The organism is Kineobactrum salinum, assembly GCF_010669285.1.
Taxonomy (GTDB): Bacteria; Pseudomonadota; Gammaproteobacteria; order Pseudomonadales; family Halieaceae; genus Kineobactrum; species Kineobactrum salinum.
This window is the reverse complement of sequence record NZ_CP048711.1, coordinates 2,720,304-2,744,916: the sequence shown is the minus strand read 5'-3', so window position 1 is coordinate 2,744,916 and position 24,613 is coordinate 2,720,304. Positions and strand designations below refer to the sequence as shown.

Here is a 24,613-nt window from a genome sequence, read left to right as displayed (position 1 = left end):
ATGGCAAGCCCTGCCGTGACGGGGAAGCAGTGGCAAGCGGCGACCGGCTGGGCCTGGCCGATAACAGCGAAGCCCGGCTGATCACGGTCAGCGGCTGACGGATACCACTCATGGCCAGGAAAAAGCGCCGCTTTAGCACCTTTAATCTGAGCTTCCTGGATATCATGTCCTGTGGCTTCGGTGCGGTGGTATTGGTCTACCTGATCATAGATCACTCCATCGAGGTGCAGTCCCGCGAGCTGAATCGGGACCTGCTGTCGGAGGTGAACATGCTGGAGGAGGACATCCGCGACGGCGAAGAGGGTCTGGTACAGCTGCGCAATGCGCTGTCCGATGTGGATCTGGCGATTGTCGAGGCGCAGGGCCGGGCGACCCGCGTGAGCGACGAAATCGACGAGTACCAATCCCTGATCGCCGCACTGCGCGGGGATGATGCCAGCGACAGCGACGTGGACAGCCTCAAGGCCGAGGTCCAGGCCCTGGAAGAAGAAGTCAAGCGACTGCGCGTGGCCGCCGAGGATACCAGTGGCCGCAGCGCCCGCAGTTTTGTCGGCGAGGGCAACCGCCAGTATCTGACCGGCCTGAACCTGGGCGGCCAACACATAGTCATCCTGCTGGACGTATCTTCAAGCATGCTGGCGGAACGGCTGGTGAACATCATCCGGCTGCGCAACATGGCCGCGGACGTACAGCGCCGGGCAGAGAAGTGGAGCCGGGCGCTGAGGACCGTGGACTGGCTCACCGCGCAACTGCCGGTGGGTGCCAGCTACCAGGTCATCACCTTCAATACCGAAGCCGGGACGGCCCTGCCTGCCACCGCGGGCAAATGGCTGGAGGTCGCCGATCAGCCGCAACTGGAAGCTGTCTCCGCCGCGCTCCGGCAACGGGTGCCGGCCGGGGGCACCAGCCTGGAGAATGCCTTCCTGGCGCTGCAGGCCTTCAGTCCGGCCCCCGACAACATCTTTCTGATCACCGACGGCCTGCCCACTCAGGGCACCGGCGCCCCGCGGGGCTCCACCGTCAGCGGCAAACAGCGCCTGGATCACTACCGTCAGGCGATCAAGCAGCTGCCGCGCAACGTCCCGGTGAACGTCATCCTGGCACCGATGGAGGGTGACCCGATGGCCGCCTCCGAGTTCTGGCAGCTGGCCCAGTCCAGCCGCGGCAGTTTTCTGAGCCCTTCGCGGGACTGGCCCTGAGGTTGTGAACCATGCGTAAACGGCGCGCCACTGAAGAGTTCTCCCTGTCTTTCCTCGATGTCATCTGTTGTGGCTTCGGTGCAATCATCCTGCTGTTGATGATTACCAAGACAGTGCAGCCGCAGATCATCGAGGCCTCTACCGTCAACCTGCAGGGCGTGATGGCCGACCTGCAGGCCCAGTTGTTCGAAATTCGCGGCGAAACCCGGATCCTGAACCGCGACCTCAACGCCCGCCAGGAGCAGCTGTCAGAGCATCAGGAACGCATCGCCATCCTGCGCGGCCAGCTCGCCTCGCTGCGCTCCCGCCATGACAGCCTGCAGGTGGCTACTAACACCAATGAAGTCATCACAGAACAACTGGCGATTGCAAAACAGGCCCTGTCGGAGGAACAAGAGCGTCTGCTGGGCCTGCAGTACCAGGCCAAGAACAATTATATCGGTGGCATACCCGTGGACAGCGAGTACATCGTTTTTGTCATCGACACCTCAGGCTCCATGTTTTCTTATGCCTGGGAGCGCATGATGGCGGAACTGGACGCCGTTTTGAGTATCTATCCAGAGGTAAAGGGCATCCAGATCATGAACGACATGGGTGACTATATGTTCAGCCGCTATCGCGGGCAGTGGATACCGGACACTCCAGGGCGCCGCAATGCGATCATGCAGAACCTGCGCAACTGGAATGTGTTCAGCAACTCCAGCCCGGTAGAGGGTATTACCCAGGCTATCCGGGCATTTTACGACCCCGGCAAGCGGATCAGCATTTACGTTTTCGGCGACGAATTCACCGGCAATTCCATCGCCCAGGTAGTAAACACGGTGGATCGTCTGAACCAGGCCAACCGCGAGGGCGAGCGGCTGGTGAGAATTCACGCGGTCGGCTTTCCCGTACAGTTCATTCGGGCGCCTCATCTGCAAGCCACGGGTATACGATTTGCTACACTGATGAGAGAACTGACCTACCGCAATGGAGGCACCTTTGTCGGGCTCAATGATTTCAGACCCTGAGCGCTGGCTGGGGGTTGCCTTGCTCGCCCTGGTGCTGGCGGGCTGTGGCGCCAAGCAGGTGGTGGTAAAGGGACAATTCCCGGCCCCGGTCATGAACGAGCTGCCGCTGACCCTCGGTGTCTGGTACGACGAGGAATTCGCCCAGCACGAGTTCTTCGACGAGGCCGCCGGACGGGCCGAGTCCAGCTGGCTGGTGAAGTCCGGACAGGCCCAGGTGGAATTGTGGGATACACTGCTGAACGGCATGTTCCGCAAGGTGGTGCATATGGACGCCAGGCCCGCCCCCGGCCAGATGAACCCGGTGGTCGACGCGGTCCTGGTACCAAGCGTGGAGGAACTGCAATATGCCATTCCTGCCCATACCAGCGTCAAGGTCTACGAGATCTGGATGCGCTACCGCTTGCAACTGCTCACGCTCAATGGCGAGCCCATCGCCGAATGGACCATGCCCGCCTACGGCAAGACGCCCACCGCATTCATGCAAAGCGATGAAGGTGCGGTCAATCTCGCCGCCGTGGTGGCCCTGCGCGATGCCGGCGCCCACTTCGCCAGCAGCTTCACCCGGGTGCCGGAGGTAGAACAATGGCTGGCACAGCTGCCCCGGCGGCGCAGGGCACAGTGATGACTCTGCGCGCCTGTCTGCTCCGCATTGCATGCTGCTGCGTGCCCCCACTGCTGGGCGGCTGTGTCAATGCCACCGTCGACCATATGGTATTCAATTCACCGGTCGACGGGATCGGGGACGCTTCAGTCATCATCCTGGGGCGGCGCCACGCCAGCGATTATGAAACCGAGCCCGATTTCATCCGCTGCGTGGGCAATCACATCGCCGCACGGGACAAGTCTATCCGCATCGTCGACGAGTTCGAGTTCATCAATGCGATGTATCCGTGGTTCGAGCCGCGCACCGCCCCGCTGCAGCCGGCCGACCTGGAGCGTCTGCTGGAGCACGCGCCGGTGGCCGAGAAACTCGCTGCCATGGACCCCGAATACCTGATCTGGATCGACGGCAGCACCGTGCGCACGGACTCGGCCGGGTCCATGACCTGTGGTATCGGCCCCGGCGGCGCGGGCTGCTTCGGCTTTGGCACCTGGTCCAATGACGCGACCTACGAAGCCGCGATCTGGAATTTCGGCCAGCGCGCCGAAGTGGGCCGCATCAACGCGACCGCCATCGGGCAATCCTACATGCCGGCGGTAGTGCTGCCCATCCCGATCATTGCCCCGGTGCAGGGCACCGCCTGCGACAGCATCGGCGACCAGCTGCTCGAATTTCTGTCGCAGCATTACTAGGAGGTGACCATGATCCGCTCCCCGCTGCTGTTGCTGACCGCGATCGCGCTCATCACCCTGGGTCTGGCCTCCGGCTGTGCCAGCAATCCCGCCACCGGCGGCGCCGATGTGGTGGTGATGAGTCAGGGCAAAGAGGTCCGGATCGGGGAGGAAATGCACGCCGAGATCCTCAAGGAGGGCGGCCTCTACGAAGACGCGGAACTGCAGGCCTACGTGGACCGGGTGGGCCAGCGCCTGGCAGCCAACAGTGACCGGCCGGACATGCAATTCACCTTCACGGTAATCGACAGCCCCGACTTGAATGCTTTCGCCACCCCCGGCGGCTATGTCTATATCAACCGGGGGCTGCTGTCCTACCTCGACAATGAGGCGGAGCTGGCCGGCGTACTGGCCCACGAAATCGCCCACATCACCGCCCGGCACGCGGCCCGCCAGCAGTCCGCCAGCATCACCAACAAGGTACTGGCCGTCACGGCGGGGGTGCTCACCGGCAGCCGCCAGATCATGGATTCCGCGGCGATGTACGGCACCGAGCTGGTGCGCGGCTATGGCCGCGAGCACGAGCTGGAAGCCGATGGCCTGGGCGCCAAGTACATGTACCTGAGCGGCTATGAGCCCGACGCGCTGCTGGAGGTCATCGCCGTGCTCAAGGACCAGGAACAGTTCCAGCGGGTGCGGGCCCGCTCCAGCGGCAAACCCGCCGGCACCTATCATGGCCTCTACGCCACCCACCCGCGCAACGACCAGCGCCTGCAGACCGTGGTGCGCGCCGCCAATGAACTGGGCGCGGGCGAGCCACTGGAAGACCCCAGCGTACCGGGTGAATTCCAGCGCCGTACCGATGGCCTGCCCTGGGGGCCGGCCAGCAAACGCGAGGAGGGGCGCTACTACCATAGCAAGCTGGAATTCAGCTTTGCCCACCCGCCCGACTGGCGGGTCAGAAGCAGCAGTTCGGCGATTATCGCCAGCGCGCCGGATGGCAGTGCCACTCTTACCCTGACCCTGCGCCAGCCGGACCCGGCGCAGTCGCCTCGCGAAGCGCTGGAGGCCGCGGCCAGCGGCGCCCTGAGCGAGGGCCTGGAGCTGGATCAGGCCGGACTCAAGGGCTACAGCGCGGTGGCCAGCAACGATGCAGACGCCCGCCGGCTGGCTGTAGTCAACCACAACTGGCAGTACCTGTTTGAGGGCAAAGCGGAAGATTTCGCCGCCGCCGACGGCACTCTGCTGGAGATCATCCAGAGCTTCCGCCCGCTGCACCCGCAGGAGCGGGAGGTCGCCAGCGGGCGCCATCTGCGCTATATCCAGGTGCCGCGCGGCGCCACCATGGCCAGTCTGGCCGCCAGCAGCCGCATCCCCGATGCCGAAGCCCAGCTGCGGTTGTTGAACGGCCTCTATCCGCGGGGCGAGCCGCGGGTGGGGGACTGGGTGAAGGTCATCCAGTGAGCGTTGCGATCACCTTGCGCACCATTCAACCGTAGCGGCTGTCGGCGACGAAGGGGTTGGCGCGCCGCTCCTGGCCGAAGGTCGACGTGGGGCCGTGCCCTGGGATAAAGGTGATGTCATCACCCAGCGGGAACAGCTTGTCGCGGATGGATGACAGCAACTGCTGATGGTTGCCGCGGGGAAAGTCGGTACGGCCGATGGAACCCTGGAACAGTACATCCCCCACCCAGGCGACCTTCTGCTCCTGGTGAATGAAGACCACGTGGCCCGGGGTATGGCCGGGGCAGTGCAACACCTCCAGGGTCTGCTCACCTACCGTGACGGTGTCCCCCTCCTCCAGCCAGCGGTCCGGTACAAAGGCATCCGCATGGGGGAAACCCGCCATCTGGCACCACTCGGGCAGTTTCCCGATCCAGAAATCGTCCTCACGCTGCGGCCCCTCAATAGAGACTTGCAAGCGCTGGCGCAACACATCGGCGGCGGCGCAATGGTCCATATGGCCGTGGGTCAACAGAATCTTCTCGATCACGACATCCATTTTCCGGGCCGCCTCCAGAATCCGCTCGATGTCACCACCCGGATCCACCACCGCGCCCCGGCCGGTGGCCAGGCATTTGACGATCGAGCAGTTCTGCTGGTAGGCGGTGACTGGCACGATGGAAACTTGTATCGACATAGTAAATCCAGATTTAGTGGGGAATGGCGCGCACTTTTGGACTTCGTATCCCGGTCGGCGTCCTGGGAGGGTGCTTTCGAGACACGCCGTACCCAAAGCACTCGCTGCGCTCATGGGGCAGGCTCTGAACCCGTCCATGGGGGCTCGGATGCCTAGGCGGCCCCGCGCATCCATGTCGCATACGGCCTCGAAAGCACCCTCCCAGGACGCCGACCTGCTGCCGGAGCGAACCAAAGTAAGTGCCCTCCAGTTTATCGGGATTCCAGATCGGCGCTGGGATCCAGGTAGACCTGTTCATCGAACTGTTGTTCACTTTTGCCCACGATGACCGCCACGGTGGCATCACCGGTGACGTTGACCATCGTGCGCACCATGTCAAGCAGCCGGTCGACCCCGATGATCAGCGCGACGCCCTCTACCGGCAGGCCCGCCTGTTCCAGCACCAGCGCCAGCGTGATCAGACCCACTCCGGGAACCGCCGCGGTGCCGATGGAAGCCAGGGTAGCGGTCAATATCACGGTCATATAGGCCGTCAACGACAGGTCCACGCCATAGACCTGGGCGATGAAGACGGTCGCGACCCCTTGCATGATCGCGGTGCCGTCCATATTGATGGTCGCTCCCAGCGGCACTGTGAAGCCGGCCACCGAGTTGTGTACACCCAGGCGGCGCTCCACCGTGCGCATGGTAATCGGCAGGGTGGCGCCCGAGGAGGCGGTGCTGAAGGCAAAGGCCCACACCGAGCGCATTTTCTGCATCAGGATGCGGGGCGAGAGGCCGGTCAGCGTCTTCAGCAGCAGGCCGTAGACGACCGTGCCGTGAAACAGCAAGATGCCCAGCACGGTGAAGAAGTACGCCGCCAGATCCGCGATCGCGGTTATTCCCATTTCCGAGAACAGCTTGGCCAGCAGCGCAAACACCCCATAGGGCGCCATGGTCATCAGAATCCCGACCATTTTCATCACCACCGCTTCGGTGTCACGGAAAAAGCCGGCCACGCGACTCCCCGCTTCTCCGGCGTGGGAAATGGCATAGCCGAACAGCAGTGCAAAGACAATAATCTGCAGCATATTGCCTTCGGCCATGGCCTGTACCGGGTTGGAGGGAAATATCCCGACCAGGACATCGGTCAGCGGCGGCGCCTTGGCGATCTCAAAGTCGGCCTCGCCTGCCAGTTCCACGCCAGTACCAGGGCTGATCATCACCGCCACCAGCAATGCGATGGAAATGGCGATTGCGGTGGTGAACAGGTAGAACAGCAGGGTCTTGACCGCAATGGGACCCATGCGCGCGCTGTCGCCCAGCGAGCTGGCCCCGCAGATCAGCGACACCAGTACCAGGGGCACGACCAACAGTTTCAGCGAGGCGATGAAAATCCGGCCAACCACGTCGAACAGTCCGTACACCAGATAATCGTTGATCAACCCGCGATAGGTCTCGCCCAGGGCGCTGCTGTGCAGCACCAGGTTGAGCAGGGAGCCCATGAGGATTCCCGCAACCATGGCGATAAGAATTCGGTTCGTCAGGCTCATCCGCCAGTCCTTGTTATCGACTTGTGGAGCAGGTATTTCACCGGTGGCCAGTTGGGCGCATTCACTGCTCTGGACAGGCGCCTGGCGAATGGGAGGCTACCGCATCATCGGCACAGGCGTTGCAGGGTGAGGAATAGGTTTGCTCGCCCCCCGCCAACAGCCGGGCGCACACCGGTGCGTATTCCATGGTGCAGACCTGGGGCCGGGGTTCACTGCACTCCACTACTGCAGGATCGGCAGCCTGGTCTACCTCGGGGGTGGCTGGCGGCTGGCTGGCGCCACAGCCGGCCAGCGCCAGCAACAAGCCGATGAACACTAACGAGCGCCACATGCAAATCATTCCTTGTAGCCCGTCAGGGGCCGAAAAGACGCTAGCCTATCATTGCCGCATGGAAAACGCAGCTCTACTGTAGCGGCCTCGCCTCCGGCACAAAGCGGCCGTTCTGGTAATCCTGTATCGCCTGCTCTATTTCCGCCGCGGTATTCATCACAAACGGGCCATACTGGGCCACTGGCTCGCCCAGGGGCTCCCCGCGCAGCAGCAACAGCGAGGCGCCACCGGCGCCAGCCAGCAGCTGCCAGCGCTCGCCGTGGCTGGTGATCAGCAACTGCCGCGGGCCCAGCTCACGCTGTTCGTGCAGCATGCTGCCGGCGTAGATGTAGCCCAGCAACGAGTCTCCGGGCGCCACCTCTACCGTCACGGCCGCCCCGGGTTGCAGTTGCAGATCCAGCACGCCCGCCCGTGCCGCCAGGGTTTGCAGCGGCCCGCTGGCGGACTCGCCATCCAGGGTCCAGTTACCGGCGATCACCGTAGCGTCAAAAGCGGCGGCAGCCAGGGTCACCATCTCCTGTGCGGGTATATCGCGGTAGTCGGGCTCGTTCATTTTGTCCGCCGCCGGCAGGTTGACCCACAGCTGGAAGCCATGCAGTCCGCGGGTATCCACTGTCGGCATCTCGGAGTGGATAATGCCGCGCCCGGCCGACATCCACTGGGCACCGCCACTGCGGATTTCGCCGCGGTTGCCACTGTTGTCCTCGTGAATCAGGCCGCCGTGCTTCATGTAGGTCAAGGTCTGCATGCCCCGGTGGGGATGAGGCGGAAAACCGCCAATGAAATCCTCGCGCTGCTCTGACCGCAACTCGTCGATCATCAGCACCGGATCCATCGCCGCGTGTTGCATCCCGGCCACCCGGTATATAGCCACGCCGTCCCCGTCGCGGCTGGGTTGGGCTGCTCTTACTTCCTGAATGCTGCGCTCTGCCATCGCTGATCCTCCTATAGGCTTGAAAGATCATATTAGCCCGTTTTCTTCGGATGAAAATTGGATAATTTAGCTGACAATCTTCGTCACTACTGTCCGGTTAATTATGGAACAAATTCAGTTGGTTAGAAATCATGTCATCCTCCAGGATCTGTTTGGTGTCGAGAAAGTCCTTGTTTAAAGGGATATTTTCGAACAGGGTGATGGAAAATACCTGTAATAGAGTGTAGAGCGAAGGCTGCAAATCGAGGCGCTTTTTGATGATAGCGACGAGCACATATACCGACACAGCGGTCCAGATTTGCACCTTCACCGCGTTCTCCGATGTGCCGTAGAACTTCTTGATCCGGAGATGTTGCTTGATCCATTTGAAAAATAACTCGACTTGCCAGCGGGCCTTGTACAGCTCGCAGATGGTTATTGGTGGAGGACCGAACAAGTTGGTCAGGAAAATGAGTGTTTTCTCTGTCTCTGGATCTTTGAAGCGAATCCGACGCAGATGGTGGGGATAATGTTTGTGGCTGTAGAATCCCGACAGCGCCACCGTCTGATCGCAGATAATGCCCTGCGTCCGGTCGCTCGGAGCAGAGTAGATCCGCCGCAGGTCGGTATTCGATTTGGCGCGGGTGACAAAGAACGCTCCGGCGTCGTGCAACCCAAAGAGCCGTTCGAAATCGAGGTAAGCACGATCCATTACGTAGATTGCTGCCGGCTCCGGAATCAGCAGGTCGAGCACGTTGACATCGTGCATCTTGCCGTCGGAAACATGTATAAAACTCGGGATATTTCCGCGCAGGTCCAGCAGCGTGTGCATTTTGACCGCTGCCTTGGTGCTTCGAAATGGTGCCCACGGAAACAGCGAAAGGCAGAGGTCGATGGTTGTCGAGTCGAGCGCGTAAACCGTGTTCGACAGATCGAGCCCCAGGTCTTCTTCGGCGTAGAGCTTGCGGGCCTGTGCAATCAGCCGTTGCGCAAACTCGGCGTAGATTCTCCAGTCTCTCCGCTCGTTGGCATCGGCCAGCGTAGAGCGCTTGATCGGCGAACGAATGCCCATGTGGTAGAGCTTGGCCGATTGCGCCGAAAGACACGCTTCTATATCGCGCAGGCTTTCCCGGTAGGTCAGTTGCGCAAATGCCAGCACACGAAAATGTTCGGTGCACGGCAGCGTGCGTACACGACGATTTCCTGCATACCGATCGACGATTCGCGTGAACGTAGTCCATGGCAGGAAGTCCATCAACTGCGCAAACAGAGTTTTGCCGGTGTACATGGGGAGTCCTCTGGGAATAGATTCCCGGAAGGTCACCTGAAAGCGCAGTCGCGCTCAAGTCGACACCACAAATATTTGGCGAAAAAATTAGCCTATTCATACAGTTACGTGAATCATGGACTTAGTTAACCGGACAGTAGTGAATCTTCGTATTTATTGAAAGGAATACTATTCTTTCAACAGGCTCCTGACGGAGCATTAAGATGCGACGCATCACCCCAACCGGGTCCGCCCAGCAATTGCACTGGGCAGTGCGTCCAGACCACAAGGAGAGCAGTATGGGCATGTTGGTAGACGGAAAATGGAAGGATGTCTGGTATGACACAGACAGCAATGATGGCCGCTTCGTGCGTGAAAGCGCCAGCTTCCACCACTGGGTCACGCCCGATGGCAGCGCCGGGCCCGACGGCGATGGCGGCTTCCCCGCGCAGGCAGGGCGCTACCACTTGTACGTGTCACTGGCCTGCCCCTGGGCACACCGCACCCTGATTGTGCGCAGTCTGAAAGGTCTGGAAGAGCTGATAGGCGTATCGGTGGTCAGCCCGCTGATGCTGGAACATGGCTGGACCTTCAACCGGGATGAGGGCAGCAGCGGCGACCTGGTCGCCGATCGCCAGTTTCATCACCAGGTCTATACCGCCGCCGACCCTCACTATACCGGACGCGTGACGGTACCGGTGCTGTGGGACTGTGAGCGGCAGACCATTGTGAACAACGAGTCGGCCGAAATCATCCGCATGCTGGGCGGCGCCTTCGACGACCTCACCGGCAACACGCTGGACCTCTACCCGCAAGCACTGCGCGCCGACGTGGACGCCTGGAACGAGCGCATCTATCCGGCAGTCAACAACGGCGTGTACCGGGCGGGTTTCGCCACGGCCCAGGCGGCCTACGAAGAGGCCTACCGGGAACTGTTCGCTGAGCTGGACCATATCGACCAGCACCTGGGCCAGCATCGCTACCTTACAGGCGACCGGCTGACCGAGGCCGACATCCGGCTGTTCACCACGCTGATCCGCTTCGACTCGGTCTACCACGGGCATTTCAAGTGCAATCGCCAGCGGCTGGAAGACTATCGGCACATTCCGGGCTATATACGGGATATCTTTCAGCTGCCAGGGGTCGCCGGGACAGTGGATTTCAACCATATCAAGACCCACTACTACGCCTCCCACCGCAACATAAACCCCACCGGTATCGTCCCCGTGGGTCCGGCTATCGACTACCATCAGGCAAAGTAGTCGTCGATATCGAAGCCCAGCCCCGAGCCGCCTTCAACCGGGGCATGCACTTCGATCCGGCCCTCCGCAATCAAGGCCTCATAATTGCAAGTCTGGTTGCGGCCATTGGCCTTGGCGAAATACAGGGCCTGGTCGGCACAGCCAAGGGTATCGATAGCGGGGCGGGCCGGATCCAGCTGGGTAAAACCGACGCTGCAGGTCACCGTGCCGACCTGGGGAAATTCGGTAGCCGCCAGCCGGCGGCGGAAACGCTCGAAACTCTGTTGCGCATGATCGCGGTCCTGGGCCCGGACCAGGACGATAAACTCCTCGCCCCCAAAGCGAAACAGGCGGTCCTCGTGGCGGAACGTCTCCTTCAGCATGCGCGAGAAACGCAGCAAAGTCTCGTCGCCAAACAAATGGCCCCAGGTATCATTGATCCGCTTGAAGTAGTCCAGGTCCAGCACGGCGAGCCAGAACGGATGAGAGGCATCGACGCTGCGTTTTTCGCCCGGCCCCACGAACTCCGGTTGGCAGGCCAGCAGGCGTTCAAGAGCCTCATCGAAGGTCTTGCGGTTGTGCAGTCCGGTCAGAGTATCCAGCTCACCATAGTCAAGCAGTGCCAGGTAATTGGCATAGAAATGCAGAAAGCAGAAGATGCCGTCCTGCTGCTCCGGGTTGAGCGGTTCCCGACACTCGGCCACCAGCAGACTGTCGAGTTTGTCCGCTGGATTGAAAAACGGCAGCAGGACGCTGTAATTACCATTGGCCAAAGGAACGTGGAGCGTCCTGTGGCTCTCAATGGCCTCCCGCGCCCGGGGATGGCGTTGATAGAGGTCGTCCCGGGCCAGCCGCTCGGTGCCGCCGACCTTGTCGGCGTTGCTCAGCCACACGCCGTTGGGCCCGGTGCGCGACACCATCAACAATGAATCGCTGGCGGTCTCAGACCGCAGCCACCAGAAAGTCAGCGGCTGGAACAGGTGCACAATGGCCGTGGTGGCCATGGCGGCAGCCGCATTCCGATCCCTCAGCGAGGAGATGGATTCGGCGCCTTTGAGAAGGTGAAGCAATGCCATTCAAACCTCCTTCTTATTCGCGATGATCGCTCACAATCGTCCAGGCGTGTCCTGCCGGCGCTCCGGAGCGGCCCGGGCGCGTGGATTCAGTCCCGCGGCAATTGCTTCGGGAACAACTGCTGCGTCAACCGTCCAGCGCAGCCGGATAGCGCCTGCCATCTGTCGATGGGCAGTTGCAGCTGCAGGTAACCGGCCGTGGGCAAATTGGCCAGGCTCAAATCCGGCACCAGTTTATTGGCAAGATCGGTCAGCCCCGGGTTGTGGCCGATAATGAACAGGGTCTGCTCCGAGTCCGGCTGCTGCTGCAGCCAACCCAGCAAATCTTCACTGTCGAAGGTATAGAGGCGCTCTACCGTGCGATGGGGCAGCGACGCCAGCGCCGGCCAGCCCTCGCACAGGCCTTCGAGGGTCTGTCGCGCGCGGCGGGCGGGGCTGAGCAGTATAGGCTGCGGCGCCAGCAACAGGCCGGCCAGCGCCTGCCCCATTGCCGGCGCATCGCGACGGCCGCGGGCATTCAGACTGCGCTCCCGGTCGGCCAGCGGGGCGTCATTCCAGTCAGACTTGGCGTGCCGCAACAGATGCAGTGTTTTCATGCCTGATCTCTCCCTGGTGGCGCCCAGCCTATACACAAACCACCACAAAATACCAGATCGTTTTCAGGCGCCAGCTCGCGCATAATGGCGCTCCGCTCTATTTATCCTCAGGACACCGCCCCAGACGCCATGACCACAACCATTGCCAGACGCATTGCCGACGAACTCGCCGTCGCCGAACACCAGATCAAGGCGGCCATCACGCTGCTGGATGATGGGGCCACAGTGCCCTTTATTTCCCGCTACCGCAAGGAGGTTACCGGCGGCCTGGACGATACCCAGATGCGCCACCTCGACGAGCGCCTGCGCTACCTGCGGGAACTGGAGGACCGGCGCGCCGTGATTCTCAAGTCCATCGATGAACAGGGCAAGCTGACCCCGCAGCTGGAACAGGCGCTGCAGGAGGCCGACACCAAGAACCGGCTCGAGGATCTGTACCTGCCCTACAAGCCCAGGCGGCGCACCAAGGCTCAGATCGCCCGGGAGGCGGGACTTGAGCCGCTGGCGGAGGCGCTGCTGGGCAATCCCGAGCTGGAGCCCGAGCGGGAGGCGGCGGCCTACCTGAACAGCGAGGCCGGCATCGGCGATACCAGGGCCGCGCTGGACGGCGCCCGCCAGATCCTGATGGAGCGCTTTGCCGAGGATGCCGACCTGCTGGCCAGGCTGCGCGAGTTCCTGCACAGCCATGCGCTGCTGGCGTCGCGGCTGGTACCGGGCAAGGAGCAGGAGGGAGCCAAGTTCCGGGACTACTTTGAACACACAGAACCGCTGGCGGGAGTCCCCTCCCATCGGGCCCTGGCGATGTTCCGGGGCCGCAACGAGGGCTTCCTGCAGCTGAACCTGCTGATGGATGCAGAGGAAAAACCCACCGACAGCCATCCCTGCGAGGCCATGATCGCTGGCTACTGGCAGCTTCGCGACCAGGGCCGGGCCGGAGACAAATGGCTGGCTGACACGGTACGCTGGACCTGGCGGGTCAAGCTGCTGACCCACCTGCAGACCGATCTGCTGGGACAATTGCGGGAGCAGGCGGAGCAGGAGGCCATCCAGGTCTTTGCCAACAACCTGAAAGACCTGCTGCTGGCGGCGCCCGCGGGGGCCCGGGCCACGATCGGCATGGACCCTGGCCTGCGCACCGGGGTCAAGGTGGCGGTGGTGGATGCCAATGGCAAGCTGCTCGATCACACCGCGCTGTTCCCCAACCAGCCCCAGAACCGCACTCGCGAAGCCGCTGCGGAACTGCTGCAACTGATTCGCAAACACCGGGTCGAGCTGATCGCGATAGGCAACGGCACTGCCAGCCGGGAAACCGGCAAGTTTGTCGGCGAGCTGCTGGCGCAACACCCCGACCTCGGCTGCCGCAAGGTGATGGTCAATGAGGCTGGCGCCTCCATCTATTCGGCCTCGGAATTCGCCGCCCGGGAATTCCCGGACCTGGATGTCACCATCCGCGGTGCGGTCTCCATCGCCCGCCGGCTGCAGGACCCGCTGGCGGAACTGGTCAAGATCGAACCCAAGTCCATCGGCGTGGGCCAGTACCAACACGATGTCAGCCAGGTGCAGCTGGCCCGCCAGCTGGATGCCGTGGTTGAGGACTGCGTGAACGCGGTCGGGGTCGACGTCAACACCGCTTCCGCGCCGCTGCTGGCGCGCGTCTCCGGCCTGAACCAGACCCTGGCCGCCAATATCGTCGCGCGCCGCGATGAGGCGGGCAGTTTCCCGGATCGCAAGTCCCTGCTCAAGGTTGCGCGCTTTGGCGACAAGACCTTCGAACAGGCCGCCGGCTTTCTGCGGGTCAATGGCGGCAGCAACCCGCTGGATGCCTCCGCGGTGCACCCCGAGTCCTATCCGGTGGTGACCAGCATCGCCAGCCGCCAGCAGCGAGACATCGCCAGCCTGATAGGCGACAGCAGTTTCCTGCGCAGCCTGCGTCCAGAGGAATACACCAGCGATTCAGTGGGACTGCCCACCGTGAAGGACATTATCGCCGAACTGGACAAGCCGGGAAGGGACCCTCGACCGGAGTTCCGCATGGCGACCTTTCAGGAGGGCGTGGAAAAACTGTCTGATCTAAAACCGGACATGGTGCTGGAGGGGACTGTCACCAATGTGACCAACTTCGGCGCCTTTGTCGATATCGGCGTCCACCAGGACGGTCTGGTACATATCTCGGCTCTGGCTGAGCGCTTCGTCAAGGATCCCCGGGACGTGGTCAAGGCCGGCGATGTGGTCCGGGTCAAGGTGATGGAAGTGGATCAGCCGCGCAAGCGCATCGCACTCAGCATGCGCCTCCATGACAAAGCCGAGGCGCGCACGGCGGAGACTGCGGGAGGCCGTCCACCGCGTGGCAGTCAGCGGCCTCGCACGCACAGCAAGGCCAAGCAGGACGGAGACAGGCAGGGGGGCGGCAGCACTGCCCCCACCGCGCTGGCAGCCGCCTTCGCCAGTGCCCGCAAGGATCGGTCGTGAGGCGAATGAGTCCAGTTCAGGGTTTCGAGCTTCGCTGCTGACGCAATACGGGCTTCAGGACCTGGTATCGTCGAGTGCGGCGCCTCGCCGCTTCGCATACCAGTCCAGCAGTTCCTGTGGTGGCAATGGTCTCGCAAAGAAGTAGCCCTGGACCACATCACAGTCGAGGACACGCAAGGCCTCCAGCGTCGCACTGTCCTCCACGCCTTCTGCCACCACCGTCAGTCCGAACAGGTGCGCGATATCGACAATAATGCGGACCAGCGCCCGCTCCTGCTCATCACCCAGCAGGCGGCTGATAAAGGACTTGTCTATCTTCAATTCGGTGGCGGGGATATGCCTGAAGTAGGACAGTGAAGAATAGCCCGTGCCGAAGTCGTCGATGGACAACTGCAAACCCAGGGCGCGCAACTGCTTGAGACAGGAAAAGCCGGCCTCCTTGTCCTCTATGATGGCGTCCTCGGTAATCTCTACCGCCAACATCGCCGGGCTCGCACCCCAGATCGCCAGCGCGCCCTGGATCATGTTGGCCAGGTCCGGGTGATTCACGAGGCCTGCCTGGATATTCACCGCCAGCGGCAGCTCCCAGGATCCGCGCCACTCCCGTAGATAACGCAGGGCGCGGTTGACCACCCAATGCGCCAGTTCATAGCCCTGGCCAGAGGTCTCCGCCATCTGGACGATCTGCTCAGGGGGGACCGAGCCGTAACCTTGCAAGGACCAGCGCAGCAGCGCCTCGGCACCGCAAACCTGACCGCTGCGAAGATCTATCTTGGGCTGAAAGTAAAGCTCGAAGTCGTTATCGTACAGCGCCTGCGAGAACTGCTGTTCCAGCACCAGATTCCGCTGGCGTGGAGCCTCCTCGGCAATCAACTCATCTATCTGCAGCGCTCTGCCGCGTTTCACCTGGGACAGGCTGGCCTCGGCGGACATCAACATCGCGTGGGCCGGCTGCCGGCCGGCCCGGTTCACCGTCAACCCGATCTTCACTGCCACCGGCAGCATATCGGCATCGATATACAGGGACTCATCCAGCAGGCGCTGAATCCGATTGACTGCGAGGGCGATAAAGGCAGGATTGTTCAGTTGTCGCAGCAGGAAGGCAAACGTGTGGCTGCTGATACGGAAAACCGTGTCAGGCAGTTTTCCCACCGCCAGCAGTTGGCTTCCGGCTTCCCTCAGCAGGCCGTCACCGATGTCGTAGCCATGGCGATGATTGATGGCAGCCAGGTTGCCGAGGTCGACCAGCAACAGACCCAGGTGCTCCTCCCCTTCCCGGGCATGATCAACCGCGCCACCCAGGACTTCGAGAAATTCCCCGCGGGGCACCAGATGCAGAACATCAGACATTGCTGGATACGGCAAAAGAGGGAGGACGTAGCATCAGAGCTGGATGCCGGACATGTTGATCCCGAAGGCACCGGGTTCAAGGCTGTTGACTATATCCAGCGGCTCGCCATTGGCGGCGTGGGTTTCGTGCAGCAGATCAAGGGTTTTTATCTCTGCGAAGGGATTCTTGTCGGCATCCAGCAATACCATGACCCGGGGACGCAAACGGCGGGTCCGGTACTCCGCCACCACCACCGCGACCTCTCCCGAAGACAGTTCCACCAGCGTACCGGCAGGGTAAATACCGACAGCCTGGATAAACTCCTCCACCAGTTCTGCCTGGAAATCCGTGTCCTTGGCATCATACAGCATCTTGATAGCGGTCGATGGCGAAATGGCCCGGGCATAACTGCGATGGGTTGTAATCGCGTCGTAGCAATCCACGATTGCGGCAATACGAGCGAACACGGGAATGGCATCGCCCTGCAGGCCCTGGGGATACCCTGAACCATTGTGACGCTCGTGATGGTGGGTCACCATGTCGATCACATCGGTATTCATCAGTCCGGTTTCGCCGATCATCTCCACCCCATAGCGGACATGCTCGCGCACCGCCTCCCATTCATGCGGCTCCAGTTTCCGGTCCGCGGCGAGCAACGCGGGGTCCACCCGCAGTTTGCCGACATCAAACAGCAGGCCTCCTATCGCCAGCGAACGGAGGTCCGAACGCGGCAGCCCCAATTGACGTCCCAGGGCCACGGCCCAAATTGAAGCCGCCAGTGAATGCTGATAGGTATATTCGTCCTGCTGCTTCATGCGCGCCAGCCAGATACAGGCATCCGGATTGCGGGAGATACTGTCGATCATGGGCTCCACCGACCGCTTTACCCGCACCACGTCCAGTGCTGCGCCATCGCTGACCTGCCGGAAGATATTCTCCACGCCCGAGGCAAGTTCCCTGACCGCTGTTTCCGCCTTCGGGTATTCCTCCTTCCAGTATGCCTGGTCCTGATAAGTCTTCAGCTTGCGGTTGGGGAACAGCTTGGCTTTCGGAACGCGAGGACGCTGTGAGCTGATGCTGCGCTCTAACGGCGTCCCACTGTGGCGGCTTTGCTCGACATCGACGTAGACGTACTGGCAATAGCGACGCAGGATCTGAATGTCGTTTTCGCTGCTTACCTGGAACCCCTGCAGCGCAAACGGCGTTTCGAGCCACGGCCGGTCCAGACTGGAGACGAACATGCCAATCTCAAGATCGGAGGTGGCAATTTTGACGATTTCGAGCATATGGCGGCAAATCAGCCCCGCTGATCATTGAAAGGGGGGGACAGACATCGTAATACAAACCGGAGCCCCGCATAACTCCCGACTGATGAATCCCTGCACCCAGAGTGCCACAACTTCAGCCGAAAAGCTCCATGGCCGCCGTCGCCGATACGCTGCGCAAATCCTGCCAGGCGCGCAGGGCCGCGCCGAAACCGGCGGCCCGTGAGCGAATGCCCGCGGCAATGGCTTCTTCGTCCAGCCCGCGCGGCACACCGGGCAAGCGGGCCAGCCCCGGCACTTCCTGCATGGCCTGGATACAGGCCTGCTGATTGTCCTGCAGGTAGCTTTGCCAGTCGGCGTCAAGGCTGGCGGAATCCCGCAGGCGATCGCCCAGGGTCTGCAGATGCAGCGCCTGGGCTCTCAGCAGTGCCGTACGAAACTGCGCCTGCAGGCCGGAGGTGGACAGCTCGGCCAGTTCGTCGAGGCGGCAGGCCAGCCGTTCCATGCGCGTGGTCACTCCCGGTCCGGCGTCCGCGCAGCGGGCACCGGACAGGAAGCCCTCCAGCAATGACAGTCCGCCCCGGGGCACGGTAGCATCCCCGGCGCCATTGCCGCGCCGTTCTTCCAGCGGCAGATGCGGCACCGACCAGTTGTATTCCAGTGACAGGGAGTCCGGATACAGGATGTCCGTCATCGTGCCGAATAACTGGTCTTCGCCCCTCAGTACGGGAAAATACGGCGGCAGGACATGGCGATTGTCGAGGCCGGTCAGCTGCGACATGGAACCCCGCTTGGTGAACGTGGGCTGTGGCTGCCCAAGCCAGTTGTGGCGCTGGGAAAGCGCCTGGAACAGACCCCCGGGCCGTCGCAGCATGCGCTGCAGCGACACCGGCTGCAGGTTCGGCAGCCAGCCATTGGTGGCGGTTCCGGGATCCCCCAGACTGCCCGACTGGGTAATCAGCACCGGACTGGCGGCATGGATGTCGCGGTACCAGATTGCGTTGCCATCAGCCAGATGCCCGGGAGTCAGCGTCTCACAACCCAGGGCCCCGAGGGCAGCCGACAGATTCAACCCCAGGCAGCTGCCATGGCCGGCCAGGGGGTCGGTCTCCAGCGGCGAAACCTGCTGCTGCCAGTCCTGTGTATCGCGGAAAAAATCGGCCTCGCGCTGGCCGTTGCCAAAAGTCACTTCGCCGTGCTGCTGGGGCAGCCTGTAGGCCGCGCACAGCACGTCATCATCCATCACGATACAACGCTCGCCGACCGTCAACAACAGCGCCAGGGTGCGGGCCCGGCCGTAACTGGCGAGCCCCTGCCATTGCGACCGGTCCAGCAGGAAGCGGATCGCCTCCTCCCTCTGTGGCAGACGCTCGATCACAAAGCCGAGCAGCGCCTGCTGCTGCACCGGGCCGATATAGCTCATGCCTGTCGGGCTGAGCAGATTGAAGCGCTGCACAGCCTCCTCGTTGGCCGCACAGTGTGCCGCCTCCCGCGAGTCGTCAATCAAGTACAGCTTTTTGTGACGGGCCAGCCTGGCACCGCGAAGCAGGGACTCCAGCAGTCGCTCTACCGCGGCGGGCCGGTCACAGGTGATGATGCAGACCACCGTCCGGTCCAGTTCGGCGTTTGCGTCCACCGGACCATTCACCCGCTGGCAGATGTCAGCGGCCGGCAGCAGCAAGCCCGCATCCTGCACGTGCCTGAGCACCCGCAGCGCGTCTTCGACGTTACCGCCAAGCTGGGGAAACACGGCTACCAGGTGGCGGGCATGGCCGTCGAGGGTGCGAAATGGCGCGCAATGCTGCAATGCCATCGCCACCTCCTGCATCACGGTAACGCGGGCACCGGTGGCTTTGGCGACCAACAGCACACCGCCGGTCACCGGCAGGCTGTCACAGTCCTCCAGCGCGTACATGGGTTCGCTGTCCATTGCCTGGGGGCCGGATCTGTCATCAGTCATCGGAGCTGCCTGTCTGGGGGTAAAAGCCGGTGATTCTAGGGATCCGGCGACGTGCTGTAAACGGCGCCGGCCGCCTCCCAGCCCAGCTCCGTGGCCGACAGCAGCAGTGCGGGCACCGGCGCCCCCTCACTGTTGGCGTGCAACCAGCCTTGCAGGCTGGTCAGCAGGCCGGGGGTGCCGTGTAGTAGCGGCAAGCTCAGCAGCAGACTGTCGCCCGCATCGTTGAGCCGGAGCATGTGCCGGGGTTGATTGGGTATGGCGGACAGCGACAAGGCGGCCCAGTCCGGCCTCACACCGTGGCGCCGCTGCCAGCGCAGCTCTGCCACCAGTGCATCGAGCTCTGCAAACAGCTGCCGGCACAGCATCCGCTGCCTGGGCAGTTCACCGGATGCCGCGAACTGGACACTGAGACCCCGCCGGGAACAGCGGGGCCCGGCTTCGGAAAAGGTCCAGTGGCGGGCCCCGCTTGCGGCGCTGAGCGGCACTGGCTCGCGGTCTGCCTGCTGTCCGGCCAGCAGTAGTTGGCAATCTTCTACAGCACAGAAATCCGCCAGTATCGCCTGCTCCAGTGCCGGCTGTTGATCCTGGCGGGGATGACTGACAATCACCGGCCGTCCGGCTGCGCTGATCGCGATATCTCCCGCGGGATGAGCCAGTACAGACACCGGTACACCCGCCGCCACGTCCTCGTGTACCAGCAGCAACTGCCTGGCATAGCGGTCTACCGCCAGTGACCAGCCACGCAGGCGTGAATCCGGTGCCTGCCCGCGGGCCTCGCTGCGGGCGAGATCTGCTTCAGCGAGATAGATTTCGACCAGCTGCAGCAGCGCGACCCGGGCGAAATTGGTGCGGGCCTCAGGCGAGGCCTGTTGCAGAGCCAGGGCCGCACGGTCAAACCGGGACAAGACCGCTGCTTGCCCCGACGACGACGCCGCAGCGGCGACCAGCGGCAACAACAGACCCACAAAACAAACGGCGAGGGCGCGAGCTGGCAATTCAGCTGTCCACATTCCGGCGCAGCGCCTTGAGACCACTTCGGCTTTTTTTATCGTTGAGACGCCGCTTCTTCGACGCCAGGGTGGGTCGCGTCGGCACGCGGGCCTTCGGCGGCTGGCAACTGGCGCGAATGAGCGCAGCCAATCGCTCCAGCGCATCCTGCCTGTTGCGTGCCTGACTCCGGAACCGCTGCGCCTTGATGGTGACCACACCCTCCGCCGAGACCCTCCTGTCACGACTCCTGATTATCGCTTCCCGCACTGCCTCCGACAGCGACGAAGCCTGACTGTCGAAGCGCAGGTGAATAGCCGTGGAAACCTTGTTCACGTGCTGGCCGCCACTGCCCTGCGCCCGGATTGGAGTCAGCTCAATCTCATCCAGTGGCAGTACAATCGCGGGGGTAATTTCAAGCATTGGAGCAGTTTATCAGAATGTTCCGGCAATCGTGCAAGGCACCCCTGATCTGCACCCCAAATGTAAAAAACCCCGTGGCTCAGCGAACCACGGGGTTGGGTATTAAAGCCTGGCGATGACCTACTCTCACATGGGGAGACCCCACACTACCATCGGCGATGCGTCGTTTCACTACTGAGTTCGGGATGGGGTCAGGTGGTTCCAACGCTCTATGGTCGCCAGGCAAACTGGCTTGACCGAGTCCGGTCTTACGCGCGCTTTGCGCCGCCGTCGTCTTGTCAAATAGGGGGGTAAATCAAGCTGATACCACTGTTCACGCGCTGTACTGACTTTCGTCTGCCACCGGCTACACAGCCAATGGCCTCTTGCTACTCGTCTCACTGTGACTCAATCACAACACCCAGCGCTCTCTCGTGACCTTACTGCGTCACGCAAATCACTTGGTTATATGGTCAAGCCTCACGGGCAATTAGTACTGGTTAGCTCAACACGTTACCGTGCTTCCACACCCAGCCTATCAACGTTGTAGTCTTCAACGGCCCTTCAGGGGGATCAACGTCCCCAGGGAGAACTTATCTTGGGAGGGGCTTCCCGCTTAGATGCTTTCAGCGGTTATCCTGTCCGAACGTAGCTACCGGGCAATGCCACTGGCGTGACAACCCGAACACCAGAGGTTCGTCCACTCCGGTCCTCTCGTACTAGGAGCAGCTTCCCTCAATTCTCCAACGCCCACGGCAGATAGGGACCGAACTGTCTCACGACGTTCTAAACCCAGCTCGCGTACCACTTTAAATGGCGAACAGCCATACCCTTGGGACCGGCTTCAGCCCCAGGATGTGATGAGCCGACATCGAGGTGCCAAACACCGCCGTCGATGTGAACTCTTGGGCGGTATCAGCCTGTTATCCCCGGAGTACCTTTTATCCGTTGAGCGATGGCCCTTCCATACAGAACCACCGGATCACTAAGACCTACTTTCGTACCTGCTCGTCTTGTCAGACTCGCAGTCAAGCGCGCTTGTGCCTTTACACTAACCTCACGATTTCCGACCGTGATTAGCGCACCTTCGTGCTCCTCCGTTACTCTTTAGGAGGAGACCGCCCCAGTCAAACTACCCACCACACACTGTCCTCGATCCGGATCACGGATCTGAGTTAGAACCTCAACATTACCAGGCTGGTATTTCAAGGTTGGCTCCACGCTGGCTAGCGCCAACGCTTCAAAGCCTCCCAGCTATCCTACACAAGTAAGGTCAAAGTCCAGTGTGAAGCTATAGTAAAGGTTCACGGGGTCTTTCCGTCTAGCCGCGGGTACACTGCATCTTAACAGCGATTTCAATTTCACTGAGTCTCGGGTGGAGACAGTGTGGCCATCGTTACGCCATTCGTGCAGGTCGGAACTTACCCGACAAGGAATTTCGCTACCTTAGGACCGTTATAGTTACGGCCGCCGTTTACCGGGGCTTCGATCAAGAGCTTCGCCGAAGCTAACCCCATCAATTAACCTTCCGGCACCGGGCAGGCGTCACACCGTATACGTCCACTTTCGTGTTTGCACAGTGCTATGTTTTTAATAAACAGTCGCAGCCACCTGGTCACTTCGGCCAGCCCAGGCTAGGGGAGCAAGTCCCTTCACCCAAACCGGCGTACCTTCTCCCGAAGTTACGGTACCATTTTGCCTAGTTCCTTCACCCGAGTTCTCTCAAGCGCCTTGGTATTCTCTACCTGATCACCTGTGTCGGTTTACAGTACGGTTCCTTCATAACTGAAGCTTAGAGGCTTTTCCTGGAAGCAGGGCATCAACCACTTCGCGTCACCTCGCAGTGACACTCGTCATCAGTTCTCGACCTTAGTCGCCCGGATTTACCTAAGCAACCAGCCTACAACCTTAAACGCGGACAACCATCGCCGCGCTGGCCTAGCCTTCTCCGTCCCCCCATCGCATTATGAAAAAGTACGGGAATATTAACCCGTTTCCCATCGACTACGGCTTTCGCCCTCGCCTTAGGGGCCGACTCACCCTGCGCCGATTAGCGTTGCGCAGGAAACCTTGATCTTCCGGCGGGGAGGTTTTTCACCCCCCTTATCGTTACTCATGTCAGCATTCGCACTTCTGATACCTCCAGCAAACCTCACGATTCACCTTCAACGGCTTACAGAACGCTCCTCTACCATGCGTGCATTTCCTTAAACCCACTCGCTACGCTCCTGGATTCAAGTCAATAATTTGCTTCGCAAATTAATGTCCTCTACCAAGACCCCGGCCGATTCAACGTTCGGGGGGCTTGGTCGTCACCTGCCTTCGGCAGCTGACGACAAGCGTCTTGAATAGGTTTAAGTGAAATGCACGCATCCGCAGCTTCGGTTACCAGTTTAGCCCCGTTAAATCTTCCGCGCAGGCCGACTCGACTAGTGAGCTATTACGCTTTCTTTAAAGGATGGCTGCTTCTAAGCCAACCTCCTAGCTGTCTAAGCCTTCCCACATCGTTTCCCACTTAACTGGTATTGGGGACCTTAGCTGGCGGTCTGGGTTGTTGCCCTCTCGACGACGGACGTTAGCACCCGCCGTCTGCCTGCCGTGATTGTACTCCTGGGTATTCGGAGTTTGCATGGGGTTGGTAAGTCGGGATGACCCCCTAGCCCAAACAGTGCTCTACCCCCCAGGGTAAGACACGACGCTCTACCTAAATAGATTTCGAGGAGAACCAGCTATCTCCGGGCTTGATTAGCCTTTCACTCCGATCCACAGCTCATCTCCTAATTTTTCAACATTAGTGAGTTCGGCCCTCCAGTTAGTGTTACCCAACCTTCAGCCTGGCCATGGATAGATCGCCCGGTTTCGGGTCTATTGCCTGCAACTGTGGTCGCCCTATTAAGACTCGGTTTCCCTACGCCTCCCCTATGCGGTTAAGCTCGCTACAAACAATAAGTCGCTGACCCATTATACAAAAGGTACGCAGTCACCCGACCACTCAATCACTCTTCAATCACCAAAGTGATTGAGTGGTCGGGCTCCCACTGCTTGTACGCATACGGTTTCAGGATCTATTTCACTCCCCTCTCCGGGGTTCTTTTCGCCTTTCCCTCACGGTACTGGTTCACTATCGGTCAGTCAGGAGTATTTAGCCTTGGAGGATGGTCCCCCCATCTTCAGTCAAGATAACACGTGTCCCGACCTACTTGTCGCAAGCTCAGTATCACAACGCGGTTTTCGTGTACGGGGCTATCACCCTCTATCGCCGGACTTTCCAGACCGTTCCACTAACCGCACTGCTATCACTTGCAGGCTGTTCCCCGTTCGCTCGCCGCTACTGAGGGAATCTCAATTGATTTCTTTTCCTGAGGGTACTTAGATGTTTCAGTTCCCCTCGTTCGCCTTCTTAACCTATGGATTCAGTTAAGAATACCCAGCTTACACTGAGTGGGTTTCCCCATTCGGACATCTCCGGATCACAGTCTGTTTGCCGACTCCCCGAAGCTTTTCGCAGGCTACTACGTCCTTCATCGCCTCTGACTGCCAAGGCATCCACCGTATGCGCTTAGTCGCTTGACCATATAACCAAAGTTATCTGTTCAAAGAGACAGTTCCCTGACACCCTTGTGCGT

19 protein-coding genes and 2 rRNA genes are annotated in these 24,613 nt (G+C 61.1%); 7 read left to right on the top strand and 14 right to left on the bottom strand.

Annotation, left to right across the window (positions count from 1 at the left end):
• Positions 1 to 110: 110 nt before the first annotated feature.
• The 5 genes from G3T16_RS12010 to G3T16_RS11990 are packed head-to-tail and all read left to right on the top strand — an operon-like array spanning position 111 to position 4,945.
• On the top strand, positions 111 to 1,199 hold the full coding sequence (locus tag G3T16_RS12010) for a VWA domain-containing protein (RefSeq protein WP_163495469.1): 1,089 nt from the start codon (positions 111 to 113) through the stop codon (positions 1,197 to 1,199).
• An 11-nt stretch (positions 1,200 to 1,210) separates the two neighbouring features.
• Positions 1,211 to 2,209, top strand: a complete 999-nt coding sequence (locus G3T16_RS12005; protein WP_163495468.1) for a VWA domain-containing protein — start codon at positions 1,211 to 1,213, stop codon at positions 2,207 to 2,209.
• Positions 2,193 to 2,831, top strand: a complete 639-nt coding sequence (locus G3T16_RS12000; protein ID WP_232059054.1) for a hypothetical protein — start codon at positions 2,193 to 2,195, stop codon at positions 2,829 to 2,831. Before G3T16_RS12005 ends, G3T16_RS12000 begins: the two co-directional genes overlap by 17 nt.
• Positions 2,792 to 3,502: a hypothetical protein gene (locus G3T16_RS11995; protein WP_332102818.1), complete on the top strand. Its 711-nt coding sequence runs from the start codon at positions 2,792 to 2,794 to the stop codon at positions 3,500 to 3,502. Before G3T16_RS12000 ends, G3T16_RS11995 begins: the two co-directional genes overlap by 40 nt.
• Before the next feature lie 9 nt (positions 3,503 to 3,511).
• Positions 3,512 to 4,945, top strand: coding sequence for a M48 family metalloprotease (locus G3T16_RS11990; RefSeq protein WP_163495466.1), 1,434 nt, complete (start codon positions 3,512 to 3,514; stop codon positions 4,943 to 4,945).
• 25 nt (positions 4,946 to 4,970) lie between these two features.
• Here G3T16_RS11990 and G3T16_RS11985 read toward each other — a convergent pair whose 3' ends face one another.
• The 5 genes from G3T16_RS11985 to G3T16_RS11965 form a co-directional block, all read right to left on the bottom strand.
• Positions 4,971 to 5,621 carry an MBL fold metallo-hydrolase gene (locus G3T16_RS11985; RefSeq protein ID WP_163495465.1) on the bottom strand — a complete coding sequence of 217 codons (651 nt, stop codon included), beginning with the start codon at positions 5,619 to 5,621 and terminating at the stop codon, positions 4,971 to 4,973.
• A 251-nt stretch (positions 5,622 to 5,872) separates the two neighbouring features.
• A complete protein-coding gene (locus G3T16_RS11980) occupies positions 5,873 to 7,153 on the bottom strand; it encodes a dicarboxylate/amino acid:cation symporter (protein WP_163495464.1) in 1,281 nt (426 codons plus the stop codon).
• A gap of 61 nt (positions 7,154 to 7,214) precedes the next feature.
• Positions 7,215 to 7,484, bottom strand: coding sequence for a hypothetical protein (locus tag G3T16_RS11975; protein ID WP_163495463.1), 270 nt, complete (start codon positions 7,482 to 7,484; stop codon positions 7,215 to 7,217).
• Between the two features lie 73 nt (positions 7,485 to 7,557).
• Positions 7,558 to 8,418 (bottom strand): pirin family protein, encoded by an 861-nt coding sequence (locus tag G3T16_RS11970; protein WP_163495462.1) that lies wholly within the window; start codon positions 8,416 to 8,418, stop codon positions 7,558 to 7,560.
• Between the two features lie 97 nt (positions 8,419 to 8,515).
• Entirely contained in the window at positions 8,516 to 9,685 is a 1,170-nt protein-coding gene (locus G3T16_RS11965; RefSeq protein WP_163494389.1) for an IS4 family transposase, read from the bottom strand.
• A gap of 278 nt (positions 9,686 to 9,963) precedes the next feature.
• Here G3T16_RS11965 and G3T16_RS11960 point away from each other — a divergent pair, with 278 nt between their 5' ends.
• Positions 9,964 to 10,926, top strand: a complete 963-nt coding sequence (locus G3T16_RS11960) for a glutathione S-transferase family protein (protein WP_163497077.1) — start codon at positions 9,964 to 9,966, stop codon at positions 10,924 to 10,926.
• Here G3T16_RS11960 and G3T16_RS11955 read toward each other — a convergent pair.
• Together G3T16_RS11955 and G3T16_RS11950 are read right to left on the bottom strand one after the other, a co-directional pair.
• Positions 10,914 to 11,981: a GGDEF domain-containing protein gene (locus G3T16_RS11955; RefSeq protein WP_163495461.1), complete on the bottom strand. Its 1,068-nt coding sequence runs from the start codon at positions 11,979 to 11,981 to the stop codon at positions 10,914 to 10,916. The genes G3T16_RS11960 and G3T16_RS11955 overlap by 13 nt on opposite strands.
• Positions 11,982 to 12,067: 86 nt before the next feature.
• Positions 12,068 to 12,574 carry a SixA phosphatase family protein gene (locus G3T16_RS11950; RefSeq protein ID WP_163495460.1) on the bottom strand — a complete coding sequence of 169 codons (507 nt, stop codon included), beginning with the start codon at positions 12,572 to 12,574 and terminating at the stop codon, positions 12,068 to 12,070.
• Positions 12,575 to 12,703: 129 nt separating this feature from the next.
• Between G3T16_RS11950 and G3T16_RS11945 the strand changes: the two genes are divergently transcribed.
• The gene (locus G3T16_RS11945) at positions 12,704 to 15,043 is read left to right on the top strand and encodes a Tex family protein (RefSeq protein ID WP_163495459.1); all 2,340 of its coding nucleotides are present in this window, start codon (positions 12,704 to 12,706) and stop codon (positions 15,041 to 15,043) included.
• 54 nt (positions 15,044 to 15,097) lie between these two features.
• Here the strand turns inward: G3T16_RS11945 and G3T16_RS11940 are convergent, their stop codons facing one another.
• The 7 genes from G3T16_RS11940 to G3T16_RS11910 form a co-directional block, all read right to left on the bottom strand.
• Positions 15,098 to 16,393 (bottom strand): putative bifunctional diguanylate cyclase/phosphodiesterase, encoded by a 1,296-nt coding sequence (locus tag G3T16_RS11940; protein WP_163495458.1) that lies wholly within the window; start codon positions 16,391 to 16,393, stop codon positions 15,098 to 15,100.
• A gap of 33 nt (positions 16,394 to 16,426) precedes the next feature.
• The gene (locus tag G3T16_RS11935; protein WP_163495457.1) at positions 16,427 to 17,659 is read right to left on the bottom strand and encodes an HD-GYP domain-containing protein; all 1,233 of its coding nucleotides are present in this window, start codon (positions 17,657 to 17,659) and stop codon (positions 16,427 to 16,429) included.
• A gap of 115 nt (positions 17,660 to 17,774) precedes the next feature.
• A complete protein-coding gene (locus G3T16_RS11930) occupies positions 17,775 to 19,598 on the bottom strand; it encodes a hypothetical protein (protein WP_163495456.1) in 1,824 nt (607 codons plus the stop codon).
• Positions 19,599 to 19,633: 35 nt separating this feature from the next.
• Positions 19,634 to 20,593, bottom strand: coding sequence for a hypothetical protein (locus tag G3T16_RS11925; RefSeq protein WP_163495455.1), 960 nt, complete (start codon positions 20,591 to 20,593; stop codon positions 19,634 to 19,636).
• A gap of 1 nt (position 20,594) precedes the next feature.
• On the bottom strand, positions 20,595 to 21,008 hold the full coding sequence (gene arfB, locus G3T16_RS11920) for an alternative ribosome rescue aminoacyl-tRNA hydrolase ArfB (protein WP_163495454.1): 414 nt from the start codon (positions 21,006 to 21,008) through the stop codon (positions 20,595 to 20,597).
• A gap of 107 nt (positions 21,009 to 21,115) precedes the next feature.
• Positions 21,116 to 21,231, bottom strand: a 5S ribosomal RNA gene (gene rrf / locus G3T16_RS11915).
• Between the two features lie 225 nt (positions 21,232 to 21,456).
• A 23S ribosomal RNA gene (locus tag G3T16_RS11910) occupies positions 21,457 to 24,560 on the bottom strand.
• Positions 24,561 to 24,613: the final 53 nt, after the last annotated feature.

Bases quoted from the DNA above. Each gene is read 5' to 3' on its own strand.
- G3T16_RS12010 (WP_163495469.1), top strand. From the start codon at position 111: ATGGCCAGGAAAAAGCGCCGCTTTAGCACCTTTAATCTGAGCTTCCTG.
- G3T16_RS12005 (WP_163495468.1), top strand. From the start codon at position 1,211: ATGCGTAAACGGCGCGCCACTGAAGAGTTCTCCCTGTCTTTCCTCGAT.
- G3T16_RS12000 (WP_232059054.1), top strand. From the start codon at position 2,193: ATGATTTCAGACCCTGAGCGCTGGCTGGGGGTTGCCTTGCTCGCCCTG.
- G3T16_RS11995 (WP_332102818.1), top strand. From the start codon at position 2,792: ATGGCTGGCACAGCTGCCCCGGCGGCGCAGGGCACAGTGATGACTCTG.
- G3T16_RS11990 (WP_163495466.1), top strand. From the start codon at position 3,512: ATGATCCGCTCCCCGCTGCTGTTGCTGACCGCGATCGCGCTCATCACC.
- G3T16_RS11985 (WP_163495465.1), bottom strand. From the start codon at position 5,621: ATGTCGATACAAGTTTCCATCGTGCCAGTCACCGCCTACCAGCAGAAC.
- G3T16_RS11980 (WP_163495464.1), bottom strand. From the start codon at position 7,153: ATGAGCCTGACGAACCGAATTCTTATCGCCATGGTTGCGGGAATCCTC.
- G3T16_RS11975 (WP_163495463.1), bottom strand. From the start codon at position 7,484: ATGTGGCGCTCGTTAGTGTTCATCGGCTTGTTGCTGGCGCTGGCCGGC.
- G3T16_RS11970 (WP_163495462.1), bottom strand. From the start codon at position 8,418: ATGGCAGAGCGCAGCATTCAGGAAGTAAGAGCAGCCCAACCCAGCCGC.
- G3T16_RS11965 (WP_163494389.1), bottom strand. From the start codon at position 9,685: ATGTACACCGGCAAAACTCTGTTTGCGCAGTTGATGGACTTCCTGCCA.
- G3T16_RS11960 (WP_163497077.1), top strand. From the start codon at position 9,964: ATGGGCATGTTGGTAGACGGAAAATGGAAGGATGTCTGGTATGACACA.
- G3T16_RS11955 (WP_163495461.1), bottom strand. From the start codon at position 11,981: ATGGCATTGCTTCACCTTCTCAAAGGCGCCGAATCCATCTCCTCGCTG.
- G3T16_RS11950 (WP_163495460.1), bottom strand. From the start codon at position 12,574: ATGAAAACACTGCATCTGTTGCGGCACGCCAAGTCTGACTGGAATGAC.
- G3T16_RS11945 (WP_163495459.1), top strand. From the start codon at position 12,704: ATGACCACAACCATTGCCAGACGCATTGCCGACGAACTCGCCGTCGCC.
- G3T16_RS11940 (WP_163495458.1), bottom strand. From the start codon at position 16,393: ATGTCTGATGTTCTGCATCTGGTGCCCCGCGGGGAATTTCTCGAAGTC.
- G3T16_RS11935 (WP_163495457.1), bottom strand. From the start codon at position 17,659: ATGCTCGAAATCGTCAAAATTGCCACCTCCGATCTTGAGATTGGCATG.
- G3T16_RS11930 (WP_163495456.1), bottom strand. From the start codon at position 19,598: ATGACTGATGACAGATCCGGCCCCCAGGCAATGGACAGCGAACCCATG.
- arfB (WP_163495454.1), bottom strand. From the start codon at position 21,008: ATGCTTGAAATTACCCCCGCGATTGTACTGCCACTGGATGAGATTGAG.